A 25676-nucleotide genomic window follows, 5' to 3' on the forward strand; every position below is an offset into this window, starting at 1 on the left:
CCCCCTTTCTAGTAACTCAAAGAAGAGTAATGGCTCCGCTCGTTGCGCGACTTGCTATGAGGAACTCACTCATAGCAAGGTTTTCAAAATCGGGCAACGGCCTTAGAATAGCAAGGTCATTGAAAAAGTTTATTTTTCAATGACCTTCTTCATATAAGATTATGTTACACAGCTTACGTTATGCTATAGTCACCGCTTTTGCCGCCGGTTTTAGATAGTAGCTTTGTTTCCTTTATGACAATCGCTTTATCAACTGCTTTACACATGTCGTAAAAGGTCAGTGCAGCAGCTGATACGGCCGTTAGAGCTTCCATTTCAACTCCTGTGTTCCCTTTGCAAGATACACAAGCGTCGATCATTAACTGGTAACCGTTCTCTCTTTCTTCATATTGAAAAGTGAAATCCACACCTTGAATGGCAATTGGATGACACATCGGAATGAGGTCGGATGTTTTTTTAGCTGCCATAATTCCGGCAATTTGTGCAACTTGAACAGGATCGCCCTTTTTTAATTGTTGTCGCTTTATCGCATCATATAAATCAGAGCTAAATTGCACATAGCAACGAGCTATGGCTGTCCGTTTCGTTTCATTCTTTGATGAAATATCGACCATTTTTGGTCGCCCTTCTTCGTTCCAATGGGAAAACTCACTCATTTTTGTATCGACTCCATTCTGTTTGTGTGTTGATATTAATAAAATCTTGATTAGATTCATGAAATGTGACGTGGTGAACAGGGAACTGTTCAAATAAGAGCTTCATGCTTTTTTTTTGTTCTGTTAGTAGCTTTTTTATAACAGGTAAGCAGCTCGCTGGGTAGAGGCTATGTAAAGGCTGCTCAAAGTTATTGGCAACAGGTACAATGATGGCTGATTGATCGCTTCGATAAGAGAGCAGGTTTTTAATAAAAGTAGCTGTAACAAAGGGTGTATCAGCAGGTAACGTAAAATACCAATTTGCCGCTTTTTGTTTAACCATTGCCTGATAGAGTGCATGTAGCGGTCCTTCATATGGAGGGTTTTCAATTAAAACAGACGCACGAGAAGAAGATACGTTGAAATGAGCAGCGAGAGCTTCATTTGTCACGATCGTAATCGATTTAATACCAGCATTTTGAAAAGCAGTGATGGCATGCTCATAAAAGCGCTTCTCTTTGTAGTGTTCAAACATTTTAGGCTTGCCAAAGCGAGATGATTTTCCCCCAGCTAATAAAACTCCTTCTACGTCCATAATTCCCCTTCTTTCTTTTTCAAGCGTGCCTCTTTATGCTAGAATAAAGTACAATTCATTTATTATCATAACATTTCGACATTATAAATTATACAAAACCGATAAACAAGAATGGAGTGAGAGGATTGGTTGAGAGGCGAACACCGATTCAAGTAAGGGAAGCTGTACAAAGGGTGATGGGATTTTCGTTAGAACCTACGTTTGAACGAGTAAAATTAGAACAGGCGATGGGGCGTTTTTTAGCGGAGGATTTAATTGCTACACATGATGTGCCATCCTTCGATCGATCTCCGTACGATGGTTTTGCGATTCGATCAGAGGATACCGTTGGAGCGACAGCTGAGACACCTGTCACGTTTGAAGTTGTTGGTCATATTGGTGCTGGCTTTGTCTATGAGGCAGAATTAAAGGCTCAACAGGCTGTACGTATCATGACGGGAGCTCCGATTCCAAAAGGGTCTGATGCGGTTATTATGCTAGAGCTTGTGAATGAACGATCAAATGAAATGATTGAAATTAAACGAAAAGTAAAAAAGCATGACAACATTTCATTTCAAGGTGAGGATACGAAAAAGGGCACCGTATTAGTCGAAAAAGGAACACAAATTAACCCTGGAACCATCGCTTTATTAGCGACGTTTGGATATAGTGAGGTAGCCGTTGCAAAGCGAGTGAAAATGGGTGTAATGGCAACTGGAAGTGAGCTGTTAGATGTTGATGAAGAACTCGTACCGGGAAAGATCCGTAATAGTAATACGCCTATGGTGATGGCACAAATTGAGCGAGCGGGTGGTGAAGCTGTTTATCTTGGAAAGCTAGATGATGATTTTGATTCCTGTTATGAAGCTGTTAAGAAGGCTTTACATGAAGTGGACGTGCTCATTACGACAGGCGGAGTTTCTGTTGGTGACTTTGACTTTATTCCAGAAATTTTAAAGAAGCTTGAAGCGAACGTACTCTTTAATAAAATTGCCATGAGGCCTGGAAGTGTGACGACAGTAGCACTGTTACCAGAAGGAAAGGTGATTTACGGTTTATCTGGTAATCCATCTGCTTGCTATGTCGGTTTTGAGCTATTTGTTCGACCTATTTTGAGGAAAGCGTTCTATAGTAAGAAGCCTCACTTACGAAGGGTGACAGCTACGTTAAATGCTGATTTTCCTAAACCGAATCCATTTATGCGTTTCGTTCGATCACAGCTGATTTTTCAGGAGAATACATTGTATGTGGAGCCATCGGGGCTAGATAAGTCTGGCGTTGTTAGTTCGCTTTCAGGAGCGGATGCTCTAATGCTATTGCCTGGCGGAACGAGAGGGTATGAGCGTGGAATGAAAGTGGATGTTCTATTACTTGATGATCATATAGGAAGTGAATGGCCGTGGGACCAGATTGTCGCGTCTTACAAATAGTTGGCTTCTCAAATAGTGGAAAGACGACGTTAATGGAAAAAATCCTTGAACGGTGTAAGGAGGAGCTTGCATGGAATGTAGTAACCATTAAGCACCATGGCCATCGAGGAGAACGACTATATGATAGTCGAGAAGTAAAGGATAGTGATCGTCACTTGAAAGCCGGTGCAATGATGACGGTTGTCGAAGGTGGAGGAGACTTCATCCTTCATAAGCAAAACCATGTTGAAAGCTTGGCGCAGACGATTAAGTTACTCCGGTACTTAGAGGCAGATTTCATATTAGTGGAAGGGTATAAGAGTGAATGTTATCCAAAGGTCGTCATATTGAAAGGGCATGGCGATCAACGTCTATTGGACGGAATGGAAAATGTGCAAGTGATCATTACGTGGGGGAGACCTTTTGAAGCAGATGTACCTGTGTTTTCCATTTATGAGGAAGAAAAGTATGTACCATTTATTGTGAAACGAATAAGGAGCTTATAATGAAACAATCAATGTTTGAAATTAGTCAAGAGCCGTTATCGGTAGAGGATTTAGTAGCAAAGGTAACTCGTCGAGAGTGTGGTGCGATAGCAACTTTTATCGGAACTGTTCGAGAATTTACACAAGGAAAGCAGACGCTCCAGCTGGAGTATCAGGCATATGAATCGATGGCTATAAAAAAGTTGCAGCAAATTGGTCAAGAAGTGGAGGAAAAGTGGCCGGGAGCAACAGTCGCAATCTCTCACCGAATTGGCTTGCTGCAAATTTCCGATATTGCCGTCATTATCGCCGTTTCTACCCCGCATCGTAAAGCAGCGTATGAAGCGAATGCATATGCAATGGAAAGAATTAAAGAAATGGTTCCAATTTGGAAGAAGGAATATTGGCACGATGGTACGAAATGGATTGGCGATCAGGCTGGTGAAACACCTTACCCTTTAGGTGAACCGCATGGTGGAGGTGAGTCTCATGATTAAAGTATTATTGTTTGCACAGCTACAAGAAGAGAGCGGTCAGAACGAAATCAACCTAGAGCTAGCACCGATCACCATTAAACAATTAAAGGAGCTGCTCATACGCGATTACTCGATACGTACGTTTGATAATGTCATGGTTGCTGTAAATGAGGAGTTTGCCCAAGAGGAAGAAGTTGTGAAAAATGGTGATATAGTTGCTTTCATCCCTCCGGTTAGTGGAGGCTAGAAGAGCAGGTCATAATAGATTAAGAGAGTATTGAGAAAAATGCTTCATTAGGTTAAAGCCTATTGGAGCATTTTTTGTTTATTGAAAATATGCATGATTACGTACATTGCTGATAGGACATTGAAAAAGGTGTATGTATAGATCTTCTTTTGTAGTCGTATCGTTCCTTCATACTTTTTTAAATATGATATGTTGTTTCTATATGTAGCATGCAATGAAACCTTTGTTATCCTTAAGTAAGCGTTATCAAAAAAGAGGTGGAATTTAGAATGTCTAATCGCTGGTTTCGCACCTTACGTAATCAAATATTGGTTGTTTTTGTGATAGCAATGGCGATTGTCATGTCGTTTGTTGCAGTGATGACGTACAATATGGTCGCATCGATGTTAACAAATAATGCAGAAAAGCAAATTCAACAAACCGTCACACAAGCGAGTGGTCGCGTAGATGCTCTCTATCATCAGCTTGATATGATTACAAATCAAGTTGCAACAAATGCTTACGTTCAAGACCTTTTGTTAGAAGAAGTAAACGGACAAACAACGCTGTTCCATCAACGCCAATCACTAATGCAAATCGTCGATTCCTTTCAAGTATATTCGAATGGGATTGATGCTTTTGAATTATATTTGTCTAATGAACGTCGGTTGTTTCCGTTGAATGAAGCTTCACTTTCAGAACGAATTGACGATAGATGGATACGAAAAGCAGAAGAGGAAAAAGGACGACTTGTTTGGATCGGGAAGGATCGGGATAAACCTGGTTATTTCCTTGCATTGAGACAAGTGAATTTAATGAATAAATGGTTTTCGAAAGGAGGATATTTATTAGTTCGTATCAAGCCTACTTATTTTGAAGTGCACGATTCAATGATGGAAAGTGAATGGATGATTGTGGTCGATGAACAATATGAATCAGTTGCTTCAAACTATCCGGGTCATGAACAAAAGCTTCTTAGTCAAGATGAAGCAACGTTTACTATGCATCAACAAGACTACATAAAAGTTTACCATGAATCAGTTGAAACGGGATGGCGTACGTATATGTTTACCCCTGTTCAAATGATTACACGTGAAGTTTCTGCATTACGACTAGCTCTTATTCTTTCAGCAGGGTTGGGTTTCTTTGTATTTATGTTATTTTCTTATTTGTTAGCAACGTATGTAACAAAACCTCTTATTCGATTAACAAATACGATGCGACAAGGAAAGGATGGTGAATTAAAAACGATTCCTGTTCGTACAACGACGGTGGAAATGAATGAGTTAAATCAATCGTACAATCAAATGGTGGAGACGATCAATCATTTAATTGAAGCGGTGTATGCAAAGGAGATTGTCCGTCATCGATCTGAACTGAAAGCTTTACAGGCACAAATCCACCCTCATTTTCTGTATAACACTCTTGAAGCGTTGTATTGGGCATTGGAAGAAAAAGACGAGGAGGAATTAGCTGAGTATGTTATTACATTATCAGAATTGTTTCGCTATACGATAAGTGATCAAAAAAAGGATGATTGGGTTTCCTTAAGGGAGGAGCTCGATCATGTTGAACGGTACTTGTATGTAATGCAGATCCGTTTTGGAGATCGAATCTCTTGGCATATTGATGCTCCTAATGAATTTAATCAATGTATGATACCGAAGCTAACGATTCAACCATTAGTTGAAAATGCAATCTTGCATGGTATTGGTAATCGAAGTGAAGGTGGCGTAGTTCAAGTGCGAATAGAGCCATCGGACGTAGTAAATCGCTTAAGCATCTTCATTAGTGATAATGGTATTGGGATGGATCAAAAAACAATTAACGATGTGTTTCAACAAGCGTATAGCAGTCAAAAAGGAATGGGAATGACAAATGTGAACAAACGCCTCCAATTATATTATAAAGAAATTCATCATCGAGCTTAGCCATTAAAAGTGATAGTGGGAACGGAACCTGTGTTTATTTTGACATTCCTATGGGAGAGGGTGTTCACGATGAATAGAACGATATTAGTCGTAGATGATGAGCCGAGAACGAGGGAAGGTATTAGTAAAACGTTAGAGCAATGGGCTCAATATTCGATTGAAGTTATAAGTGCGAGCACGGGACGGGATGCTATTAAAATAGTAAGTGAGAGGCCAATTGATATTTTAATTACGGACATTAGGATGCCAGAGATGACAGGCTTAGAAGTTATTCAGCTTCTAGCGGAGATGGACGTGAAACCGATCGTATTAATTATGTCAGCTTATTCAGATTTTCATTATGCCCAAGAAGCCATTCGACATGGGGTCATTAATTATCTGTTAAAGCCAATTAGAAAAAAAGAGTTAATTGAAGCCGTTGAGCGTGCAATTGCTAAGAAAGAGGATCAAGAACAAGGACAGCGATTAACGAAAGTCATTGATTTACAGCTGTTAGAGCAAGCGGATTTTAATAACGAGAGATATGAACCGGCGATTGAAAAGGCACTAAGATATATCGATGATCACATTAAAGAGAAGGTTAGCTTACAAGATGTCGCGAACGCTGTCCATTTAAACGGAAGTTATTTTAGTACATTATTTAAAGAGGAAGTTGGGATCAATTTTAGTGAATATGTGACAAGAAAAAGAATTCAAAGTGCCAAGCATTTGTTGCTACAGTCCGATATGCCGATTTCGCTAATTGCAGAGGAAGTCGGTTATCAAACACAAAAGTATTTCAATAAAATTTTCAAGGAGTACGAAGGTGTTACTCCTGGCTATTACCGAAAAACATATAAATGAATCATTTAAAAAGGCTATTTTAAACAAGGAAATGGTTTTGTTTTTTGAATAGCATTAAACATCCTATAAAGCAGATTCTAAAAAAAGTGGAAAATGATACAAACATCGTGCCCTTATACCAATGCTCGTTCCTTGTTACACTCAAGAGGATTAAAAAATAGTAAGGGGGATATTCATTTGAAAAAGAAAGCGTATTCACTATGTGTCGTATGGTCTGTGTTTCTTTTGTTCGTATTGGCTGCTTGTGGAGGCACAGATTCAGATGGAACGGCAGATGAACAGCAAGGAGCGTCAAATGATGCTAATGACTCGGGTTCAGAAGAGCAAGCAGATGTAACGATTGATTTCATGCATCTTTGGCCTGCCGGTACTTCAGCTGGTCAGAATCGAATTGTCAATGAGATTATTGATCAATATATTGAAGAGAATCCGCATGTAACGATTGAGCAGGAAGTTCTAGAGAACGAGCAATACAAAAATAAATTACAAGTTGTATCGTCTTCTAATCAGCTACCTGATGTTGGAATGACTTGGCCAGCTGGTTTTATGGAGCCTTATGTCAAAGGGGAGTTATTTGCGCCGTTAGATGATGTGCTTGATGGTGGACTTCAAGAGTCATTTGTTGCCGGAACATTAGAGGCTTATGAAATGGATGATACGTTTTATGCGTTACCACTTGAGTTGAATATAGCTCCAGTGTATTATAACAAAGCTATTTTTGCTGAGTATGATTTAGATGTACCTGAAACGTATGATGATTTTCTTCATATTGTTGATACGTTAGTTGAGAATGGAGTTGCTCCTATCGCACTTGGAAATAGAGATCGTTGGACGGGATCGCTTTGGTATATGTATTTAGCTGATCGTTACGGTGGTCCTGATGCGTTGAATTCAGCGATTGATCGTAGCGGAACATTTGAAACTTCGGAATTAATTGATGCTGCTGAAAGTGTAGTAGATCTCGTTGAAAGAGATGCTTTTAATCGTGGCTTTAATGGGTTGAATAATGATGAAGCGAAAGCAGAATTTTTAAATGAAACAGCTGCTATGTATTTGATGGGGTCATGGGAATTACCGAACTTCACTACAAATGATGAAATTCCACAAGAGTTTAGAGATCAGGTCGGTTTCTTTAAATTCCCTACCATTGATGGTGGAGCAGGTGACATAGACAGTTGGGTAGGTGGACCTGGTGTTGGCTTCTTTGTTGCAGAGAATTCAGATGTGAAAGATGAAGCAAAGGATTTCATTCGTTTCTTCGTTGAGAAGTGGGGTGAACAAGCAGTGACAGGAGCGGGTGTTATTCCTGCCACTCAGGTTGATACGGATGCTGTTGACTTACCAGATCTTTATATTGATGTATTAAGTGAATTGAATCAAGCTACGAATATTACGTTATTTGCAGACGTTCAAATGAGCGCTGGCGTAGCAGAGACTCACTTAAATATGATTCAATCTCTATTTGGCCAAGAAGTGTCTCCAGAAGATTTTGCGAAAACACATGAAGAGGCACTAGCAGACGAAGAATAATGGGTGAGTGAAGAAGGAGATGTCTCCATTTCGGAATGCGAGACACCTCCTTTCTTAAAAGAAAACAGCTTTTAAGAAAAGACCGCTACTGCGGTTTTTTTTACAGAATACATAATGTATATGTTCATTCTATTTTAAAACAAAGTACGAAAATACCTTTAGAAGGTTAATCAAAGAGGGATGAAGGAGCCAGTTCGTTACACGTTGAACAATTTGTCACGACTACACAGATGAAATTTATAAAAATGGAAAGGAGATGGGTGAAAATGAACAGAGTTATGTCAGATAAAAAAGTGATTGCTTTATACGTTCTCCCTGCATTCATTCTTTTGTTAGTCCTAGTATATATTCCTATCATCATGACAGGATATTATGGATTAATGGATTGGGATGGTATAGGGCAAATGACGTTTATTGGCTTAGAAAATTATATACAGCTTTTCAGCGATAATATGTTTTGGCAAAGCGCTTGGCATTCTTTTTTGCTTGCTTTGTTTTCTGTCTTGAGTTTGGGATTGTATTTACTTGTATCAATTGTTCTATCCGGGAAGGTCAAAGGTGCTCAACTATTTCGTAAAATTTATTTAATCCCAATGCTATTGTCATCGGTTGCTATTGCTCAGCTATGGATGCGAGTGTACCATCCTTCAAACGGAATTATGAATCGATTTTTGATGTCAATCGGTGTGGAACAGCCACCGCTTTGGTTATCAGATACGAGTATTGTGTTATATGCCATCTTTATTCCGATTTTATGGCAGTACGCTGGATTTTACATACTGATTTATTATGCCGCGTTAAAAAATATACCCGATTCTCTAGTGGAGGCTGCTCGAATTGATGGAGCTTCCCCATGGCAAATCGCTTACAAAATTAAAGTGCCGCTCATAGCTGGAGTGATAAAAGTCACGGTTGTATTAGCGGTCGTAGGTTCTTTAAAATATTTTGATTTAATTTATGTGATGACAGATGGTGGACCTAATGGAGCAAGTGAAGTGATGGCTTCATATATGTATAAGTTAGCCTTTCGAACAAATGACTTTGGATACGGCAGTGCAGCTGGTTTTCTATTACTTCTTATTTGTCTCATTGTTACATGGCTCATTAGAAAGCTAACTGAATCAAAAGATTCGATTCAATATTGATGAAAGGAGGATGGTAACGATGAATGCATCCACACAAATGAAAAGTAATCGTTCTTCTGTTCAAAAGGAAACGAGATCGATGCTTTCAAAACTAAGTATGATCGTTTTGTATGTGATTTTAATAATTGTGGCGATTTTGCAAATTCTCCCGTTAATATGGTTACTCTTATTTTCTCTAAAGGATAATCAGGAGGTCTTCCAGCTTGCCCCATTTGCGATTCCTTCTGATCCGAAGTGGGAAAACTATGTAAAAGTATGGACAGAGGGCAATATAAGCCTTTATTTTTTTAATAGTGTTTGGATTACAGTGACGGCTGTTGTTTTAACGGTTTTACTAGCAAGCTTTGTAACATATGCAATTACGCGTATGAGGTGGAAACTTAGTAAACTCGTATTAGGTTTATTTATGGTTGGTTTAATGATTCCTGTGCATTCAACGCTTATTCCGTTATTTAGCTTCTATACAAATATAGGATTGATGAATCATCCTATGTCGATTGTTTTAACATATACAGCCTTTAATTTACCTCTGACGATTATGATTTTACTAGGCTTCTATCAAACGCTTCCACGTGAGGTGGAGGAGGCGGCTGTGATGGATGGGTGCTCTGTGCATCGGATCTTTTTCCAAATCATGCTGCCAATGACAACACCAGTGCTTGCAACGACAGCTATTATTAATATGATTTATAATTGGAATGAATTTGTTTTTGTAAACACTTTTATTAGCTCTGATCGTTATAAGACGCTGACAGTAGGTATTCAAAATTTTATAGGGCAATATACTACTGATTGGGGAGCCATTGGGGCAACCTTAATGATTAGTATTATTCCTATTTTGCTCTCTTTCTTATTTTTAAGTAATCGTATTGTTGAAGGGATTACATCGGGTTCTGTAAAAGGGTGAGCATAACTGTCCGGTGGGAGGAAGCGAATGCATGCGATCCCTCATTCCTCTAATTCGGCTATTCTAACACATGTTGCACACTTTTTGTTCAATTAGAGGAATGGCGATTCCCTATCATTCCTTGTTATCGCTGTTTCACCCAATTAGCAGCAGGAGGATTACTTATGGGTTCTCTTAGGCGCTTTGAGGATCTTTACTATTCAAACATGAGAGCACTGAAAAATACGAATCATTTTTTTTCAGTGCTCTTTCCAATGGCTCCACTCGTTACTCGCCTAATACGAGAACCCCACTCATATACATTGGCTCAATCGTCCTCTTTATGCTAGGATTTAATAGTAGCTTAGCTCATTGATATAAGGGGATGTTGAGATGAAGGATAAACAGTTTGATACGAGGGCGGTTCATTTTCAATCTAAGGAGCCGGCGCGAAATACTAGTAAAGCAAAGCCGATCTATCAAACATCAGCTTTTGTATTTAAAGATTTAGATGATATGGAAAGTTTCTATGAAGGAGAAAAGGAGTATTTGTATTCTCGTTACAGTAATCCAAATACAGATGATCTAGGAAAGGGAATTGCTTTATTAGAGAATGCAGAAGATGGAGTAGCGACTTCTTCAGGGATGGCAGCTATCCTAGCGGGAATACTAGTAGTAGCAAAGCAAGGAGATCATATTCTCGCATCGGAGGATTTGTATGGTGGAACATATCAGTTGTTTGCTGATGAGGTGACTTCTCTTGGTATCGAGGTAGAATTTGTTTCCTTTGAGGACCTAGCTAATGTGAAGGGAGCCATTAAATCGAATACGGTTCTTCTTTACACAGAGTCAGTAACAAACCCTCTATTGCGCGTTGAAGATGTAGAAGGGATTATTCAATTAGGTAAAGAATATCGCGTAAAGGTGATGATTGACAATACATTTGCAACACCGTATTTATTACAGCCCTATGTGTTAGGAGCGGATTTGGTTATTCATAGTGCTACGAAATATATTGGAGGGCATAGTGATGTGACCGCAGGCGTATTAGTCGGACACGAAAGCTTAATTGCAAAAGCTCGATCGAAAATAATTACAATGGGTTGCAATTTAAGTCCATTTGAAGCTTGGTTGGCGTGTCGAGGGTTAAAAACGTTAAGTGTTCGTATGGATAAGCAGTGTAGAAATGCCCAAGCGTTAGCGCATGCATTGGAAGAAGATCCTAATATTCATCGAGTCTATTACCCGGGGTTTGTTTCAGGAAAAGGAAACGGCGCAATGGTAAGTGTAGATTTGGCTGATCATGTCGATGTAGAAGTCTTTTTTAAATCATTAGATTGGATAAAGATTGCTCCTACTCTTGCAGGAGTGGAAACGACGGTTTCGTATCCGTTAAGAACGTCACATCGAACGATTCCTGAAGAGTTGCAAAAGGAGCTAGGGATTGGTAAGCAGCTTGTGCGTATTTCTGTTGGAATTGAAGATGAGATGGATATCGTTGAGACGTTTAAGAAGGCAATACGATTAAGTTAAAGACGTTGCATTAAAAAAGAATGTATAAAAAAGAATAAACTGGTTCATCCTTATAAGGAAATCGTCATTTGCAGGATAGTAACATATAGTTAAAGCCTGCACGAACCAACGGCAAGCTCCCCCACTTGTCGAAGGTTCTTCTTTTTTTGAAGAAGAATTAATAAAATTTTGGGAAGAAAATGTGTGAAAAGCATAGAGGATGTTGGCAAACTCAAAGGAGAACGCACGCCGCTTTAAAGAAAAGACGTTGTTACGTTTTTCTTATCTAATTTTTAAAAACAGTTGCTATTGAATTTTATTCATGATACAATTGATCTTGCTTGTTAATAAAGAAGTCTGGTGGCGATAGCGAAGAGGTCACACCCGTTCCCATGCCGAACACGGTCGTTAAGCTCTTCTGCGCCGATGGTAGTTGGGGGCTTCCCCCTGTGAGAGTAGGACGTTGCCAGTCTTCTTATTTTAACACGACGCATGAAAGCGTCAAAGAGAATCGAGAAGAGGATATGTCCTCATCGAAGAAAAAGACATCATCCATATACTATGAAACGACGCGGGGTGGAGCAGTCTGGTAGCTCGTCGGGCTCATAACCCGAAGGTCGATGGTTCAAATCCATCCCCCGCAATACCGAAAAAAAGCCGAAACGTATATGTTTCGGCTTTTTTTAAGAATTAGAAAGCATAAAATTTGAGGAAGTCATGTGTGAAAAGCATAGAGGGTGTAGGCAAATTCAAAGGAGAGCGACGGCTGCGCACGTTTAGCAGAAGCGTGAGGCAAAGACCACGTGCTCTACGCGGTTCCTCATTCCTCTATTTCCTCCCTCATTCTATGTTTCATGTCGTTACGGTTTCTCATTCCGCTATTTAAGCTGAATGAGTCCAAAAGGAGTCATAAAAGCCAAAATAGCGGAATGTGAACGACATTTTCTTTCCAGAAGCGTTTTTTCTCTGATTTAGAGGAATGAGGATTACCTTTGTTGGTTGCGTTGTGCAAGTAGGTTCGCAAAAGCTGTTCCCTACGCTTGATACTCGTATTTATGAGCTAAACTCTATTAACGACTCCGCACACTGCTTAAAATAAAAGACGTTGTCGCGTTTTTCTTTTAAAAATTAGAAGGTTAATCAAGCGAACTCGAGGGTGGCGTCGAAGAAATGCTGTACGTCATTTTTCTACGACCTGATTGAGGAGTGGTATCATGAAGGATGAATTTGAATTTATTGAATCCATTACTCCACGACAGACTGACCAGGCCTCCCTTGTTAAAGGCATAGGAGACGATGCAGCGGTTTATCGTGGTTCAGACGAATATGATGAGGTTATTTGCGTTGATACGATGGTAGAAGGCGTACATTTTCGCCGAGATACACTGACTCCGTTTCAAATAGGGAAGAAAGCATTAGCCATTAATGTGAGTGATCTAGCAGCAATGGGTGCCCAGCCTATTTATTATATCGTTTCAGTTGCAGCGTCTGCTGATTGGAAGCAAGAGGAGCTAGAAGATGTGTATAAAGGTATGTTTGATTTAGCTCAAGAATACAAAATGGATTTAATTGGTGGAGATACGGTATCGACACCTGATACACTTGTCTTAACGGTTACGGTAATTGGTCGAGTGGAACGTAATCGCGCAGTCTATCGGCATACAGCTAAGCCGGGAGATGTTGTGTTCATAACGGGTTATGCTGGTCGGTCAGCAGCCGGTTTAGATTTGTTGTTTGAAAAAGGTGTAAATGGATCTTTCTCCCTAGAAGAGCAAAAGCTTGTTAAAGCACATCAGGAACCTCAGCCTCACGTAAAGGCAGGTCGGATTTTATGTCAGACAGGCGTTCGAGTATCATTAAATGATGTAAGTGATGGAGTAGCAAGTGAGGCAAATGAATTAGCAGAAGCGAGTAATGTGAGGATACATATTGATGCGCGACATATTCCAATTGATGAAGCGATGTCTAGCTATTCACGAGAACAGCAATTAGAGTATGTGTTTTTCGGAGGGGAAGATTTTGTTTTAATTGGAACGGTTAAGGAAGAAGATTTCAGTAAGGTTGAGGAATTCTTTAAAGAGGAAGGGTTATTCATAACGAAAATCGGACATGTTCTAAGTGGGGAAGGTGTCTATTTGAAAGAAGAGAATCAATTAACGAGACTTGAAAAAAAAGGTTATAACCATTTTCAAAAGCGTGGGTGAAGTTTAATATGGAGACATGGTCAATACGAACGATGGCACCAGAAGAAACGATGGTATTTGCTGAAAAGCTTGGAGCGCTTGTCCAACAAGGTGATGTTATCACACTTGAAGGGGATTTAGGAGCTGGCAAAACGAGCTTTACAAAAGGCCTGGCTAAAGGTTTAGGAGTAAAAAAAGTGGTCAATAGCCCCACTTTTACGATCATGAAGCAATATAAAGGGCGAATCCCACTTTATCATATGGATGTTTATCGTCTTGAAAATGAATATGAAGATCTTGGATTTGAGGAGTATTTCTATGGAGATGGTGTGACCGTTATTGAGTGGCCTTCAATGATTGTTGCGCAATTACCACAAGATCGATTAAAGATCACGATTGAATATAAAGGTGAAAGTGAACGACTTATTATGATCGAAGCAACAGGATCACGATCGAGTGAGTTAAGTAAGGAGTTAGCGGTATGACAAAGATTTTAGCGATTGATACATCCTCTTATGTGATGGGCGTTGCTGTGACAGAAGATCAATCGGTTCGTGGAGAATTGATTACAAATATAAAAAAAAATCACTCATTACGCTTAATGCCGGCTATTTCCCAATTGATGAAAGAAGTAGACATGCATCCTAGTGAGCTTGATCGAATTGTTGTGGCAAATGGACCTGGGTCGTATACAGGGGTACGAATTGGTGTGACAACTGCGAAAACACTCGCCTGGTCATTAAAAATACCAATTGTCGGGGTTTCTAGTATCGCTTTAATGGCACAATCGGGCCGTTATTTTAATGGAGATATTGTTCCAATAGTAGATGCAAGAAGAGGACAAGTATATACTGGCTTATATTCGTTTGAAAAAGAAGTTTACACGACAGTTAAAGAGGATCGACTAGTCATGCTAGATAGTTGGCTAGAAGAATTGGCGCAACGAGAAAAGCCGATCTTGATTGTCGGTCAAGATGCAAAGCTACATCGTGAAACGATAAGTGCTGCGTTAGGGGATAACGTATTATTCTCTCCTGCCACGTTAGCGGTTCCGAGGCCTTCCGAATTAGCGTTCATGGGTAGAAAGCAAGAAGTTAGTCAAAATGTACATCAATTGGTTCCTAACTATATTCAGCTAGCTGAAGCGGAGGCCAAATGGTTACAAGCTCAGACAGAAAAGAGCGAGTCTAAATGATTGAACAAGAAGAAAAGGAAGAAAAATATACCTTTCGATTTATGACGCCTGAGGATATTGAGGATGTCGTGCGTGTAGAACGTGATGCGTTTCGTGTGCCTTGGGATCCAAGCGTATTTATGCAAGAGCTTACGTTGAATCAATTTGCTCATTATATTGTATATGAAGAAAGTGGAACTATTTTTGGTTATTGTGGAATGTGGGTGGTTATGGAGGAAGCACAAATTACGAATGTCGGTATTCACTCGAGTCACCGTGGACAAGGACATGGAGAAAGGCTAATGCGCTATGTGCTCGCTTTCTTACGACATCTCGGTGTTGTCAAGGTTTCCTTGGAAGTAAGAGTGTCCAATGAAGTTGCTCAGCGGCTATATAAGAAGGTTGGCTTTCTGAAAGGCGGCATTCGAAAAAATTATTATGCGGATAATCAGGAAGACGCATTAGTCATGTGGGTGGAATTAGATGATGAATGATGAGTTAATATTAGCAATTGAAACAAGCTGCGATGAAACATCTGCTGCTGTCGTACGAAATGGACGAAATGTGTTAAGTAATATCGTGTCTTCTCAAGTGGAAAGTCATAAGAGGTTTGGCGGAGTCGTTCCTGAGATTGCGTCAAGGCATCATGTTGAACAAATAACGATCATTGTAGAAGAGGCAATGAAAGAGGCTGATGTATCATTTGCTGACTTAGATGCAGTAGCCGTAACGGAAGGTCCAGGGTTAGTAGGGGCATTACTAATTGGTGTACATGCTGCGAAAGCAATAGCCTTTGCTCATGACTTGCCTTTAATTGGTGTCCATCACATTGCAGGACATATTTATGCGAATCAATTAACAATGGAGTCTTTTCACTTTCCGGCAATTGCACTTGTCGTTTCAGGTGGGCATACAGAGCTTGTTTACTTAAAGGAGCACGGAGCGTTTGAGATTATTGGAGAAACACGGGATGATGCTGTAGGTGAAGCATATGATAAAGTAGCTCGTACCATTGGATTGCCTTACCCTGGGGGACCGCATATCGACCGGTTAGCAGCGGAAGGTGAACCAACCATTTCATTACCACGTGCATGGCTAGAGCCTGATTCATATGATTTTAGTTTCAGTGGATTAAAATCAGCGGTCATTAATACGGTTCACAATTATAAGCAACGTAATGAACAGCTTCCTATTAACGATTTAGCAGCAAGCTTTCAGGCTAGTGTGATTGATGTATTAGTTCAAAAAACAAAGAGAGCTGCGAGTGAGTATGAAGTGAAGCAAATCGTATTAGCAGGTGGAGTTGCTGCTAATAAAGGCTTAAGAACGGCGTTAAAAGATACATTTGCTGAATGTGATGTAGAAGTTAGTATTCCTCCATTACATCTTTGTACAGATAATGCGGCGATGATTGGGGCCGCAGCAAGTTTAAAGCTACGAACAAAGCAATTTTCAGGATATGATTTGAATGGAAACCCAGGTATTGATTTAGAGCAATGGTAACGATATATCGTCGTATAAGAAAACACTTATTGGAGAATATAATCCTAATAAGTGTTTTTTTGCCTAGAAGTAAAAATAGGGGATAACTTACCCACATACAATGTGGATAATGTGGATAATGTGGATAATGTGGAAAAGAGTGAAAAAGCTCCATTTTATCACGTTATGAGTGTGGTTAATGATTTGTGGGTAAAAGTGTGGATAATGTGTATAAGTTGCTTTGAGCAAGCTTTTACACGATTTTTTCTGTGTATAAACCTGTGTGTAGTGTGGATATATCGAATGTTTATGTAGAGGCTGGTGAGTATGTGGAGAAAAGTGATCATTTTTATGCTTATTATATGTTTAAGTGTTCAACCACTAACAGGTTATGCACATTCTACTGATGATTCTCACGACGTTGTCGTCATTGTTGTGCCAGCACTCTCTTTTTTAGAAACACCATTGTTGTTTCAAAGTGAAAACCCTATTTGGAAAGATGCTGCATTTGCAGCAATGAATGTTCGACCAGATGGTCCGTACTCGTATTTAAATAATATGGTGACAATTGGAACAGGGCGAAAAGCTGTCGGGGTTCAAGAATGGAACAGCTTTGAAGACAGCGAATACATAAAAGGAATTAGAAGTCGTGATTGGATGCAGCAGCTAACAGGTAAGGCATGCTCAGATTGTATCATACAGCCATTGTTTCATCGTCTTGTAGATAAAAATAAACAAACCACTCATAAGGCCGTACCTGGGCGGTTTGGACAGTTGTTCATTAACAATCAAATTGTTAATCGAGTATTTGGTCATAGTGATACATATGATGAACAGCTTCGTTATGCCTCATTGCTCACGATGAATGAGGAGGGATATGCAGAAGGAGACATATTACTTGCGGTTAAGGATGACCAGCAATTCCCTTATAGTATGAAGATGGACAAACAGTTCCTAATCGATAAGTTATCCACAAAAGATTCACAGCGTACATTTTCTGTGATTGAATGGGGAGATTTTTATCGACTTTTTTCTTTGAAGCCTTTTATGGAGAAAGAGTATTTTAACAAACAGCTGTCAATTTTACTACAAGAATTAACTCTATTTGTTGAACAAGTAACCGCTGAGAATGATGTTTGGTTGATTGCTCCGATGATGCACCAAGAAGCATATGAATTGAGATATCAGTTAGCACCTGTTTTTTACTGGTCACCTGATCATGCTGGAGGTACATTAACATCAAAGACAACGAGACGTCATGGACTCGTATCAAGTATCGACTTCATTCCCACTTGGCTGCAATCATTTGAGGTCGACTCTGATTCTTATTGGGCAGGTCAACCTATGCAAGTGATCGATCCATCTGTTCACTCTCGTACGATTCATGATCGTGTCGATGATATGGTGCTCATTTATAAAACGAGAGCATCGGTCGTCTCGATCTACGTCACAGTTTTGGTTATTTCGCTACTCGTAGCTGCCTTTTTTGGTTGGTTTCATCCTCATCAGCGAATCGTATGGCAAAGGTGGAACCGAGTGTGTTTATTGGTAGCTTTAATGTCGCCTTTTTGGTTTTTGTCACTTGCACCATTAGTTAGCTACATCGGAATCATTGGCTTTGTTTTTGGATTAATCATTGCAACGTTTCTATCTGGCTTTTATTTGGAGCGATATAGTCGTTATCCAATCGCATTCATCGGTGGCTTGACAGCGGTTGTCATTACGCTTGACCTTTTTACAGGTTCATGGTTCATGCAGCGATCATTTTTAGGGTATGATCCGATCATTGGTGCTAGATATTATGGAATTGGCAATGAATTTGTCGGTGTTTATATGATTTCGGTTTTAATGATGATTAGCCCGTTTGTGTATAAGAAAGGATTCTATTCAGTCACTAGTCTTGGGCTACTGTCGCTATTTATGTTTATCGTATTAGGTAAAAGCTCACTTGGAACGAATGCGGGAGCTTCTTTAGCTTCGGCAATCGTATTTGGATTTCTATTTGTTAAATGGTTTCATCTTCGAATGGGGAAAAAGTCGCTTATTCTTATTACGTTGTTTACTGTTTTGGTGATGCTCGGATTATTTAGCTTGCAGATCGGCGATCAGACCCATATAGGTGTTGCCTTTGAACGTCTAATGGCTGGTGATTTATCCTATATTACTGATACGATCATTCGGAAATTAAAAATGAACGTTAAGTTAATTCGACATTCTCATTGGACACAGCTATTTGTGACTAGCTATGTTCTTGTGGCGATTATTTTATGGAAAAAGAGAATGCAGCTACGAGATAAAAGGAAGCAGCTCTTTTTGCAAACGGGTGTGGTAGCATCGTTTGCGTTGTGTGTATTTAATGATTCGGGTGTAGTAGCAGCAGCCATTTCGATGTTCTCTGTTGTGTCAACTCATTATTATTGGTTGGCCAAATGTAAGGAGCGAAAGGAACTAGCTCCATTTCACTCGCCTAAATCATCTTTGCCGATAGAGGATAAAACTTGAGTGGTGGAGGTCAAGAGTCTAGATGGTAATGGGTTACGCGTAGGTGAGCCTGATACGGATAGGTTCGTCGTATCAGGCCTTTTCATTGCTTATGATTCTTGAAGCTGCTCCCATTCGTCCATGAGTGTCTCTAGCTCTTCATTTCCTTGATCAATTTGTTCTTGTATGTGTTGAGCCTTTTCGTGATCGGAATACACATCTGGGTCACACAATGCCTCTTCATGAGTGGCTAGTGCCTGTTCAATCGCTTCAATTTGCTCTTCAATCTCAGCAATGCGACGATTTCGTTGGCGTTCTAGCCTCTTTTTTTCTTTGTCAAATTCATAGGACTGTTTATCATTTTGAACATTTGTCGGTTCATTTGTGACTTGATCTTGCTGTTTTAAAAGCTCTCGTTGTTTCGTTTCTTCTTTCTTTTCGACATAATAGTCATAATCACCGAGATAATCGGTTATTTGACCATGATCTAGCTCGACCATTCGAGTGGCAAGTCGATTAAGGAAGTAACGATCATGGGATACAAATAGCAACGTTCCTGGATAATCGATAAGGGCGTTTTCAAGCACTTCCTTAGCGTCAAGGTCGAGATGGTTCGTTGGCTCATCCAAAATGAGAAAGTTCGCTTTTTGCATCATGAGCTTTGCTAATGCTAATCTAGCTTTTTCCCCACCACTCAATGTTGAGACCGGCTTGAGAACATCATCGCCGCTAAATAAGAAGTTACCTAATACAGTCCGTATTTCCTTCTCAGGGAGAAGGTGATGCTCGTCCCATAGTTCATGCAGGACAAGCTTATTGGACTTTAAATGGGCTTGCTCTTGATCATAATAGCCGACTCGAACATTGCTACCTAGATGTATCGTTCCTTGTTCTGTTGGAAGTTTGTTCGTAATCGCCTTTAATAATGTCGACTTCCCAGCACCGTTAGGTCCAATTAACGCGACACTTTCTCCACGATTGATGGCAAGGTTCAATTGACTGAAAATCGTGTTTTCATCATAGGAAATATGCAATTGATCAATTCGAAGTACTTCATTCCCACTTTGACGTTCGATCGTAAAGGAAAAAGAAGCTGACTTCTCTGAACCAGCAGGACGCTCAAGCTTGTCCATACGTTGAAGCTGCTTTCTTCTACTTTGTGCTCTTTTTGTTGTTGAGGCACGTGCAATATTACGTTGAATAAATTCCTCTAGCTTAGCAATCTCACCTTGTTGCTTTTCGAATTGCTTTAGCTCCAGCTCAAATTGTTTAGCCTTTTCATCTAAATAAGCACTATAGTTTCCGGTGTATTTCTTTGTTAATGTTCTTGAAATTTCAACAACTTGAGTAACGATTCGGTCTAGGAAATACCGATCGTGGGAAACGATTAATATAGCCCCTTTATACCCTGCTAAATACTGTTCTAACCATGTGAGTGTGTCAATATCTAGATGGTTTGTTGGTTCATCTAAAATGAGGAGGTCAGGCTTCGTTAATAGTAGTTTCGCTAGAGCTAATCTCGTTTTTTGTCCACCAGATAAATTCGAAATTTTTGTTGAGTAATCGAAGTCGCCAAAGTTCATGCCTGCTAGCACACTGCGAATGTCAGCTTCGTATTGAAAGCCACCTTGGTCTTTAAATTGAAGCTGCTTTTCATCGTAATCTTTAAGGAGCTTTTCGTATTTCGTGTTGTTATCTAGTATGGATGGATTCGCCATTTGTTCTTCCATTGACCTTATATGGCGCTCCATTTCTTGTAAATGTTTAAAAACCGTAAGCATTTCATCCCAAATTGATAGGTCTGATTCTAAGCCAGTATCCTGCGCCAAATAACCAATATCGATTCCTTTTGGCATCATTAAATCGCCGCTGTCATAAGAAAGCTGTCCAGCAATAATTTTTAGTAATGTCGATTTGCCTGCACCATTACGCCCAACTAGCCCAACGCGGTCTCCAGTTTGAATTTCTAGCTTTATAGATGATAAAATCGGTTCAACGCCGAATGATTTTGAAAGGTTGTTACATTGTAAAATGATCATTTGAATATTCCTACTCTCATCTCATCATAGTTACTTGTTATTGTCTTATTTAGTGTAACGTAGAATGAATCTTTCAACAACTTATTGAACAACGATGTAAACGAATGACAAGTAATTGTGAAATAGTGTACAATGGCTAAGAAATGGTTTAGTTAAATTTAGAAGGGGGAGGCATTGAATGAATACGGATCATACAAAAATTCCACAAGCAACAGCTAAGCGTCTCCCACTTTATTACCGCTTTCTTGAGAATTTACAAGCTTCGGGGAAGCAGCGAGTGTCGTCTACGGAATTAAGTGAAGCTGTGAAAGTAGACTCTGCGACCATCCGTCGAGACTTCTCTTATTTCGGTGCTCTAGGGAAAAAGGGATATGGATACAATGTAAACTATTTGCTGTCCTTTTTCCGAAAAACGTTAGATCAGGACGAATTAACGAAGGTCATTTTAGTAGGGGTCGGAAATCTAGGTACGGCTTTCTTACAATATAACTTCTCCAAGAATAATAATACACAAATTGTGATGGCCTATGATGTCGATGAATCGAAAATTGGCACAGAGGTAGGCGGTGTGACGATTCGTCATTTCGATGATATGAAGCATATAGATCCAAATGAAGTATCGGTTGCCATTTTAACGGTTCCAGTTGCGGTAGCCCAAAAAATCGCTGATGAGCTTGTTGAGATTGGCATTCAAGGAATATTGAATTTTACTCCGGCACGACTAGATGTGCCAGACAAGGTACGAGTGCATCATATTGACCTTTCTGTAGAATTACAAGCGTTGGTTTATTTTTTGAAGCATTATCCTGTATAATAGGATGGACAAGGAGGTGTACCTATGGGATTAGGTGCAGGTAGTATCGCATTAATTGCTATTGTCGCATTAATCATTTTCGGTCCGAAGAAGTTACCTGAGCTTGGAAAAGCAGCGGGAAACACGTTACGTGAATTTAAGAATGCAACAAAAGGGCTTGCAGATGAAGATGAGGATAAGAAGAACAACAATAATGACAAAGCCTAGTAGGAAGGGTATATAGATGAATCGAAGAGACATGTCGGTAATGGATCATATTGTGGAGCTAAGACGAAGAATTGTCATTACGCTCGTATTCTTCACAATCGCTCTCATTGCCGGCTTCTTTTTAGCTACTCCGTTAATCACATATTTACAAAGTACACCGACAGCACAAGATTTGCCTATGAATGCTTTTAAAATGACCGATCCGATCCGTATTTTTATGACGTTTGCCTTTGCTGGCGCATTGATCTTAACGTTTCCGGTCATTTTGTATCAGTTGTGGGCATTTATTAAACCAGGGTTACATGAGAATGAACAGAAGGCGACGCTTGCTTATATTCCTTTTGCGTTTTTCTTATTACTTACAGGTATTTCGTTTGCCTACTTTGTGTTGTTTCCTTTTTTAGTACAGTTTATGAGCAACCTATCGGAGAGACTAGGAATTACGGAACAGTATGGAATTAATGAATATTTTTCCTTTTTGTTTCAAGTGACATTACCATTTGGCGCGCTATTTCAACTGCCAGTCGTTGTGATGTTCTTTACACGACTTGGTTTGTTAACACCAGATTTCCTAAAGCAAGTTAGAAAGTTTGCTTATTTTCTATTGCTGATCGTAGCTGGATTTATTACGCCGCCTGAATTTATCTCTCATTTGATGGTGACGCTACCACTGCTGTTATTGTATGAATTCAGTATTTGGATTTCGAAGATTACGTATCGTAAGGTGCTAAAGGCCGAGAAGGAAAGAGAACAGGCAGAGAAAGCGAATAAGGAAACCGTATAATAAAAAGAGATTGGGAAAAAGTGTTTTCATTTAAGAAATCCGAACAAATACAAGGCGGTGCACCTAAGCCGCTCTTGAAATATGCGTCGCTGTCGACGGGAAGCTGGTGAGCCTTCTCGTGCAACGCGTGGGCACCAAAAAAGTATGTATGGCTTTGGTGCCCTTTAAACAATGTGCTAACATTTCAGTCGCCTTAATTTGATTATACAGCGCGTAGCTGATGGCTTCGTTGTGGTCTTCTCATTCCTCTATTCTTTCTCTGCTTCGCTTTTCGCGGCGTTTTGGTTTCCTCATTCCTCTATTTCTACTATTCTCACTCAATTTGCTCTTATTTTGCTCGAATAGTGGAATGAGGGTTACCTTTACTTCTCTAGCAGCGAGGGTTTCACCTTTTAGCGGAATGAGGATTTCTAATTGTCTCTCTTTTGAGCACCGATGCTCGAGTGACGGCAGAGACATGGTGTTAAGGTCTTAACTTGTTTAATAAAGAAACTAAACATTAGTGAGTTTGTGAAATATTGAACAAATCTTGAACAATGCTTATATGTGGTAGCCAAGATTATTACAATGAACTATACTATAAGTGTAAAGAGATTGTGAACAAATTCACAATATTATGTGAAATATTGAGCAAAATAAAAAGGAGGAATAAACATGTTTGGTCAATTTTTAAGAGAAAACAAAATTGCTGCTGGAATTATGATGTTCTTACGATTATATTTAGGGTGGTCTTGGTTAACTGCAGGGTGGGGAAAAGTAACTGGTGACTTTCATGCTGGGGGGTATTTACAAGGTTCTGTTGCAAATCCAGTTATGAGTGGTGAGGAAGTCGTTTATCCTACTTATGTCGCTTTCTTAGAAAGCTTTGCAATTCCGAATGCGGATGTATTTAGCGTTGTGGTTGCTTGGGGTGAATTACTAGTCGGTTTAGGATTATTACTAGGGGTACTTACTTCTGCAGCTGCTTTCTTCGGAGTTGTGATGAATATGTCTTTCTTGTTTGCCGGAACTGTATCTACTAATCCATTAATGATACTAGTGGCGATGTTTATTATGGCTGCTGGTGCGAATGCTGGAAGATACGGAGGAGACCGTTGGGTGTTACCATACTTGAGAAATGTTTTTCGTTTCCGAAAAAATGACTTAGATCAGCGTAAGCAGCCTTTGCAAGAGGTATTAGAAAGGTAAGAGTAGGGGGAGGCTGTAACATAACAAAAGTGTTCATTTGAGAATTCGAACATTTAGAAAGCGTAGCGGATAAATAGACGTAGACTCCCTCAGAGAAAGTTGATCTGACAGGGGTCTTCGTCTTTTATTGACCTCTCAAAAAATTTTTTAGAGCAGTCCTCCGAGCTTTAGATACACATAATGTTAGTTAAGTAATAATATAGGTCTAACTTTGACGCGTTGCGTTGGAAGTGTGTGAAATACTACCAACGTAACGTATTTGCACGAGTGGTGACAGTACTTCACTTTTAGAAAAGCTCAACCACTTGTAACGGCTTAGAACGACGCATTAAGAAAAGACGCTACTACCGCGTCTTTTCTTAATTTATTTATTGTCCTTATCCTTTTTATTTTGATCTTGGATTTGTTTAATGACTTTTCGTAAGCGGAAAAAGCGAAAAGCAATCATAAAGTCAATCGTCGCAAATCCAATAATTAAGTAAGACCAGAAGTTCCATCCTGCTGTATTAACGTATTGAATCGCAAAGAAAACGAGTAATACACCAATCATAAAATAAACGACGGCCATAGTCATAGGTGAAGCTCTCATAATAATCCCCCAATAAATAATAATACTTGTTGCTGAACTTCTTCAAATTCATTAATCATATCGTTGATTTGGTCTGCAAAAACAACTTGGACGAGAGCGACGAATAAGTTGATAGCCACATGTGCAATGATTGGTACGATAATTCGTTTCGTTTTAACATAAAGGAAAGCAAATGTAAGCCCCATTGCGGTGTAGACTAATAAATTTTGGAAATCACCATGCATAGCGGCGAAAATAAGTGAACTTAATATTCCCGCAATCCAAAAGTTAAATCGTTTGTATAAGGATCCGAAAATAACAAGACGAAAAACAATTTCTTCTATAATAGGTCCAATGATCGCAACAACGATTATAAATAGAGGAAAGGCTTGTGCAAATTCAACGATAATTTCTGTGTTTTCTGATCCCGGCTCAAATCCTAGAATTACCATTTGAACGAAGGCAGCAGCATATTGTGCAGCAAATGCCATAAATATCCCGATAATAGACCAAATGAGAGCATCTCCTCGGCTTGTTCGATCTCTAACTAAATGTCTGTCCTGCATATCTTTTCGGAGTAATAGCAGCATAATAACCAATCCGATTGAGAAGGCTATCACATTCCACATTCCGAAAATACGTTCGATTTCTACTCCAAACCAATATAAAATATATTGTCCAGGTAAAATTGAAAATTGAATAATTAGAAATGTAATAATGATCCACCAATAACGTCGATTCAATGTGTTAGTCTCCTTTTTATCATGTTCCACTTTCATTGTGTTATGTAGGCATTTGTTAACAACTTTTCTTATTGTATCATATGAGTGAATGAAGTATGTATTAGGAAGATTTGAAAAATTGATGAATGAGCTAAAAAGGTGGATAGTGTACGGAAAGTTGGGAAAAATAGATGCTGTTGTGTAAACGTAAGAATATGTTGAGATATACATAAAATAATAGCTGAAAATGACGAAAAATTTTTTATGTGAAATACTTGCAAAATGAATTAGATATGATTATTATAATAAATGTGTTAGCACTCAGTGATGATGAGTGCTAATAAAAAATATAAATAATAAAGAATTTTGAAGGAGGGTGTTT

General features: G+C 39.3%; 25 protein-coding genes, 1 tRNA gene and 1 rRNA gene. 22 read left to right on the plus strand and 5 right to left on the minus strand.

Going from position 1 to position 25676, the window contains the following annotated elements:
- Positions 1–173 precede the first annotated feature (173 nt).
- Complete coding sequence (gene moaC / locus JCM9152_RS18175) at positions 174–656, minus strand: cyclic pyranopterin monophosphate synthase MoaC (RefSeq protein WP_035346762.1); 483 nt, start codon at positions 654–656, stop codon at positions 174–176.
- On the minus strand, positions 649–1230 hold the full coding sequence (gene mobA, locus JCM9152_RS18180) for a molybdenum cofactor guanylyltransferase (RefSeq protein WP_035346763.1): 582 nt from the start codon (positions 1228–1230) through the stop codon (positions 649–651). Before mobA ends, moaC begins: the two co-directional genes overlap by 8 nt.
- A 125-nt stretch (positions 1231–1355) precedes the next feature.
- Between mobA and JCM9152_RS18185 the strand changes: the two genes are divergently transcribed.
- The 18 genes from JCM9152_RS18185 to JCM9152_RS18275 all read left to right on the plus strand — a co-directional run bounded on the left by JCM9152_RS18185 (position 1356) and on the right by JCM9152_RS18275 (position 18993).
- Positions 1356–2639: a molybdopterin molybdotransferase MoeA gene (locus tag JCM9152_RS18185; RefSeq protein ID WP_035346764.1), complete on the plus strand. Its 1284-nt coding sequence runs from the start codon at positions 1356–1358 to the stop codon at positions 2637–2639.
- Complete coding sequence (gene mobB / locus JCM9152_RS18190) at positions 2609–3124, plus strand: molybdopterin-guanine dinucleotide biosynthesis protein B (RefSeq protein WP_052016130.1); 516 nt, start codon at positions 2609–2611, stop codon at positions 3122–3124. Before JCM9152_RS18185 ends, mobB begins: the two co-directional genes overlap by 31 nt.
- Positions 3124–3600: a molybdenum cofactor biosynthesis protein MoaE gene (locus JCM9152_RS18195; protein WP_035346766.1), complete on the plus strand. Its 477-nt coding sequence runs from the start codon at positions 3124–3126 to the stop codon at positions 3598–3600. The genes mobB and JCM9152_RS18195 overlap by 1 nt, the downstream gene beginning before the upstream one ends.
- Positions 3593–3826 (plus strand): molybdopterin converting factor subunit 1, encoded by a 234-nt coding sequence (gene moaD, locus JCM9152_RS18200; protein WP_035346767.1) that lies wholly within the window; start codon positions 3593–3595, stop codon positions 3824–3826. Before JCM9152_RS18195 ends, moaD begins: the two co-directional genes overlap by 8 nt.
- 269 nt (positions 3827–4095) lie before the next feature.
- A complete protein-coding gene (locus JCM9152_RS18205; RefSeq protein ID WP_052016132.1) occupies positions 4096–5736 on the plus strand; it encodes a sensor histidine kinase in 1641 nt (546 codons plus the stop codon).
- 69 nt (positions 5737–5805) lie between these two features.
- On the plus strand, positions 5806–6579 hold the full coding sequence (locus tag JCM9152_RS18210) for a response regulator transcription factor (protein WP_035346768.1): 774 nt from the start codon (positions 5806–5808) through the stop codon (positions 6577–6579).
- 177 nt (positions 6580–6756) lie between these two features.
- Positions 6757–8109 carry an extracellular solute-binding protein gene (locus JCM9152_RS18215; protein WP_035346769.1) on the plus strand — a complete coding sequence of 451 codons (1353 nt, stop codon included), beginning with the start codon at positions 6757–6759 and terminating at the stop codon, positions 8107–8109.
- A gap of 266 nt (positions 8110–8375) precedes the next feature.
- Entirely contained in the window at positions 8376–9254 is an 879-nt protein-coding gene (locus JCM9152_RS18220) for a carbohydrate ABC transporter permease (RefSeq protein WP_035346770.1), read from the plus strand.
- A 79-nt stretch (positions 9255–9333) separates the two neighbouring features.
- Positions 9334–10161: a carbohydrate ABC transporter permease gene (locus JCM9152_RS18225; RefSeq protein ID WP_235715758.1), complete on the plus strand. Its 828-nt coding sequence runs from the start codon at positions 9334–9336 to the stop codon at positions 10159–10161.
- Between the two features lie 372 nt (positions 10162–10533).
- The gene (locus tag JCM9152_RS18230) at positions 10534–11673 is read left to right on the plus strand and encodes a trans-sulfuration enzyme family protein (protein ID WP_035346771.1); all 1140 of its coding nucleotides are present in this window, start codon (positions 10534–10536) and stop codon (positions 11671–11673) included.
- A 335-nt stretch (positions 11674–12008) separates the two neighbouring features.
- Positions 12009–12124: ribosomal RNA gene (rrf, locus tag JCM9152_RS18235) — 5S ribosomal RNA — on the plus strand.
- Between the two features lie 98 nt (positions 12125–12222).
- Positions 12223–12296, plus strand: a tRNA-Met gene (locus JCM9152_RS18240).
- Positions 12297–12866: 570 nt separating this feature from the next.
- Entirely contained in the window at positions 12867–13856 is a 990-nt protein-coding gene (thiL, locus tag JCM9152_RS18245) for a thiamine-phosphate kinase (protein WP_035346772.1), read from the plus strand.
- Between the two features lie 8 nt (positions 13857–13864).
- A complete protein-coding gene (gene tsaE, locus JCM9152_RS18250) occupies positions 13865–14320 on the plus strand; it encodes a tRNA (adenosine(37)-N6)-threonylcarbamoyltransferase complex ATPase subunit type 1 TsaE (RefSeq protein WP_035346773.1) in 456 nt (151 codons plus the stop codon).
- Positions 14317–15030, plus strand: a complete 714-nt coding sequence (gene tsaB, locus JCM9152_RS18255; protein WP_035346775.1) for a tRNA (adenosine(37)-N6)-threonylcarbamoyltransferase complex dimerization subunit type 1 TsaB — start codon at positions 14317–14319, stop codon at positions 15028–15030. The genes tsaE and tsaB overlap by 4 nt, the downstream gene beginning before the upstream one ends.
- Positions 15027–15503, plus strand: a complete 477-nt coding sequence (rimI, locus tag JCM9152_RS18260) for a ribosomal protein S18-alanine N-acetyltransferase (RefSeq protein WP_035346776.1) — start codon at positions 15027–15029, stop codon at positions 15501–15503. The genes tsaB and rimI overlap by 4 nt, the downstream gene beginning before the upstream one ends.
- Positions 15493–16512 carry a tRNA (adenosine(37)-N6)-threonylcarbamoyltransferase complex transferase subunit TsaD gene (gene tsaD, locus JCM9152_RS18265; RefSeq protein WP_035346777.1) on the plus strand — a complete coding sequence of 340 codons (1020 nt, stop codon included), beginning with the start codon at positions 15493–15495 and terminating at the stop codon, positions 16510–16512. The genes rimI and tsaD overlap by 11 nt, the downstream gene beginning before the upstream one ends.
- A gap of 306 nt (positions 16513–16818) precedes the next feature.
- Entirely contained in the window at positions 16819–18993 is a 2175-nt protein-coding gene (locus JCM9152_RS18275; protein WP_035346779.1) for a hypothetical protein, read from the plus strand.
- 89 nt (positions 18994–19082) lie between these two features.
- Here JCM9152_RS18275 and JCM9152_RS18280 read toward each other — a convergent pair whose 3' ends face one another.
- On the minus strand, positions 19083–21011 hold the full coding sequence (locus tag JCM9152_RS18280) for an ABC-F family ATP-binding cassette domain-containing protein (RefSeq protein ID WP_035346780.1): 1929 nt from the start codon (positions 21009–21011) through the stop codon (positions 19083–19085).
- Positions 21012–21189: 178 nt separating this feature from the next.
- Between JCM9152_RS18280 and JCM9152_RS18285 the strand changes: the two genes are divergently transcribed.
- The 4 genes from JCM9152_RS18285 to JCM9152_RS18300 all read left to right on the plus strand — a co-directional run bounded on the left by JCM9152_RS18285 (position 21190) and on the right by JCM9152_RS18300 (position 24004).
- Positions 21190–21825 (plus strand): redox-sensing transcriptional repressor Rex, encoded by a 636-nt coding sequence (locus JCM9152_RS18285; RefSeq protein ID WP_035346781.1) that lies wholly within the window; start codon positions 21190–21192, stop codon positions 21823–21825.
- Positions 21826–21849: 24 nt separating this feature from the next.
- Complete coding sequence (tatAY, locus tag JCM9152_RS18290; RefSeq protein ID WP_035346782.1) at positions 21850–22032, plus strand: sec-independent protein translocase protein TatAY; 183 nt, start codon at positions 21850–21852, stop codon at positions 22030–22032.
- A 16-nt stretch (positions 22033–22048) separates the two neighbouring features.
- Positions 22049–22816: a twin-arginine translocase subunit TatC gene (gene tatC, locus JCM9152_RS18295; protein WP_035346784.1), complete on the plus strand. Its 768-nt coding sequence runs from the start codon at positions 22049–22051 to the stop codon at positions 22814–22816.
- Positions 22817–23470: 654 nt separating this feature from the next.
- Positions 23471–24004, plus strand: a complete 534-nt coding sequence (locus tag JCM9152_RS18300; RefSeq protein ID WP_035346785.1) for a DoxX family membrane protein — start codon at positions 23471–23473, stop codon at positions 24002–24004.
- Between the two features lie 364 nt (positions 24005–24368).
- On the opposite strand, the gene JCM9152_RS18305 is transcribed toward JCM9152_RS18300, so the two are convergent.
- Both JCM9152_RS18305 and JCM9152_RS18310 read right to left on the minus strand, forming a co-directional pair.
- Complete coding sequence (locus JCM9152_RS18305; RefSeq protein WP_035346786.1) at positions 24369–24593, minus strand: YdiK family protein; 225 nt, start codon at positions 24591–24593, stop codon at positions 24369–24371.
- The gene (locus tag JCM9152_RS18310) at positions 24590–25315 is read right to left on the minus strand and encodes a CPBP family intramembrane glutamic endopeptidase (protein WP_035346787.1); all 726 of its coding nucleotides are present in this window, start codon (positions 25313–25315) and stop codon (positions 24590–24592) included. Before JCM9152_RS18310 ends, JCM9152_RS18305 begins: the two co-directional genes overlap by 4 nt.
- Between the last annotated feature and the right edge of the window lie 361 nt (positions 25316–25676).

The sequence above is a fragment of the Halalkalibacter hemicellulosilyticusJCM 9152 genome, assembly GCF_000513115.1.
Classification (GTDB): domain Bacteria; phylum Bacillota; class Bacilli; order Bacillales; family Bacillaceae_D; genus Halalkalibacter; species Halalkalibacter hemicellulosilyticus.

Coding starts and splice junctions, on each gene's coding strand:
- tatC (WP_035346784.1), top strand. CDS start 22,049: ATGAATCGAAGAGACATGTCGGTAATGGATCATATTGTGGAGCTAAGA.
- JCM9152_RS18275 (WP_035346779.1), top strand. CDS start 16,819: ATGTGGAGAAAAGTGATCATTTTTATGCTTATTATATGTTTAAGTGTT.
- JCM9152_RS18285 (WP_035346781.1), top strand. CDS start 21,190: ATGAATACGGATCATACAAAAATTCCACAAGCAACAGCTAAGCGTCTC.
- tsaE (WP_035346773.1), top strand. CDS start 13,865: ATGGAGACATGGTCAATACGAACGATGGCACCAGAAGAAACGATGGTA.
- tatAY (WP_035346782.1), top strand. CDS start 21,850: ATGGGATTAGGTGCAGGTAGTATCGCATTAATTGCTATTGTCGCATTA.
- JCM9152_RS18280 (WP_035346780.1), bottom strand. CDS start 21,011: ATGATCATTTTACAATGTAACAACCTTTCAAAATCATTCGGCGTTGAA.
- JCM9152_RS18195 (WP_035346766.1), top strand. CDS start 3,124: ATGAAACAATCAATGTTTGAAATTAGTCAAGAGCCGTTATCGGTAGAG.
- thiL (WP_035346772.1), top strand. CDS start 12,867: ATGAAGGATGAATTTGAATTTATTGAATCCATTACTCCACGACAGACT.
- JCM9152_RS18210 (WP_035346768.1), top strand. CDS start 5,806: ATGAATAGAACGATATTAGTCGTAGATGATGAGCCGAGAACGAGGGAA.
- tsaB (WP_035346775.1), top strand. CDS start 14,317: ATGACAAAGATTTTAGCGATTGATACATCCTCTTATGTGATGGGCGTT.
- JCM9152_RS18230 (WP_035346771.1), top strand. CDS start 10,534: ATGAAGGATAAACAGTTTGATACGAGGGCGGTTCATTTTCAATCTAAG.
- JCM9152_RS18225 (WP_235715758.1), top strand. CDS start 9,334: ATGCTTTCAAAACTAAGTATGATCGTTTTGTATGTGATTTTAATAATT.
- moaD (WP_035346767.1), top strand. CDS start 3,593: ATGATTAAAGTATTATTGTTTGCACAGCTACAAGAAGAGAGCGGTCAG.
- tsaD (WP_035346777.1), top strand. CDS start 15,493: ATGATGAATGATGAGTTAATATTAGCAATTGAAACAAGCTGCGATGAA.
- moaC (WP_035346762.1), bottom strand. CDS start 656: ATGAGTGAGTTTTCCCATTGGAACGAAGAAGGGCGACCAAAAATGGTC.
- JCM9152_RS18205 (WP_052016132.1), top strand. CDS start 4,096: ATGTCTAATCGCTGGTTTCGCACCTTACGTAATCAAATATTGGTTGTT.
- JCM9152_RS18220 (WP_035346770.1), top strand. CDS start 8,376: ATGAACAGAGTTATGTCAGATAAAAAAGTGATTGCTTTATACGTTCTC.
- JCM9152_RS18305 (WP_035346786.1), bottom strand. CDS start 24,593: ATGAGAGCTTCACCTATGACTATGGCCGTCGTTTATTTTATGATTGGT.
- JCM9152_RS18300 (WP_035346785.1), top strand. CDS start 23,471: ATGTTTGGTCAATTTTTAAGAGAAAACAAAATTGCTGCTGGAATTATG.
- rimI (WP_035346776.1), top strand. CDS start 15,027: ATGATTGAACAAGAAGAAAAGGAAGAAAAATATACCTTTCGATTTATG.
- mobA (WP_035346763.1), bottom strand. CDS start 1,230: ATGGACGTAGAAGGAGTTTTATTAGCTGGGGGAAAATCATCTCGCTTT.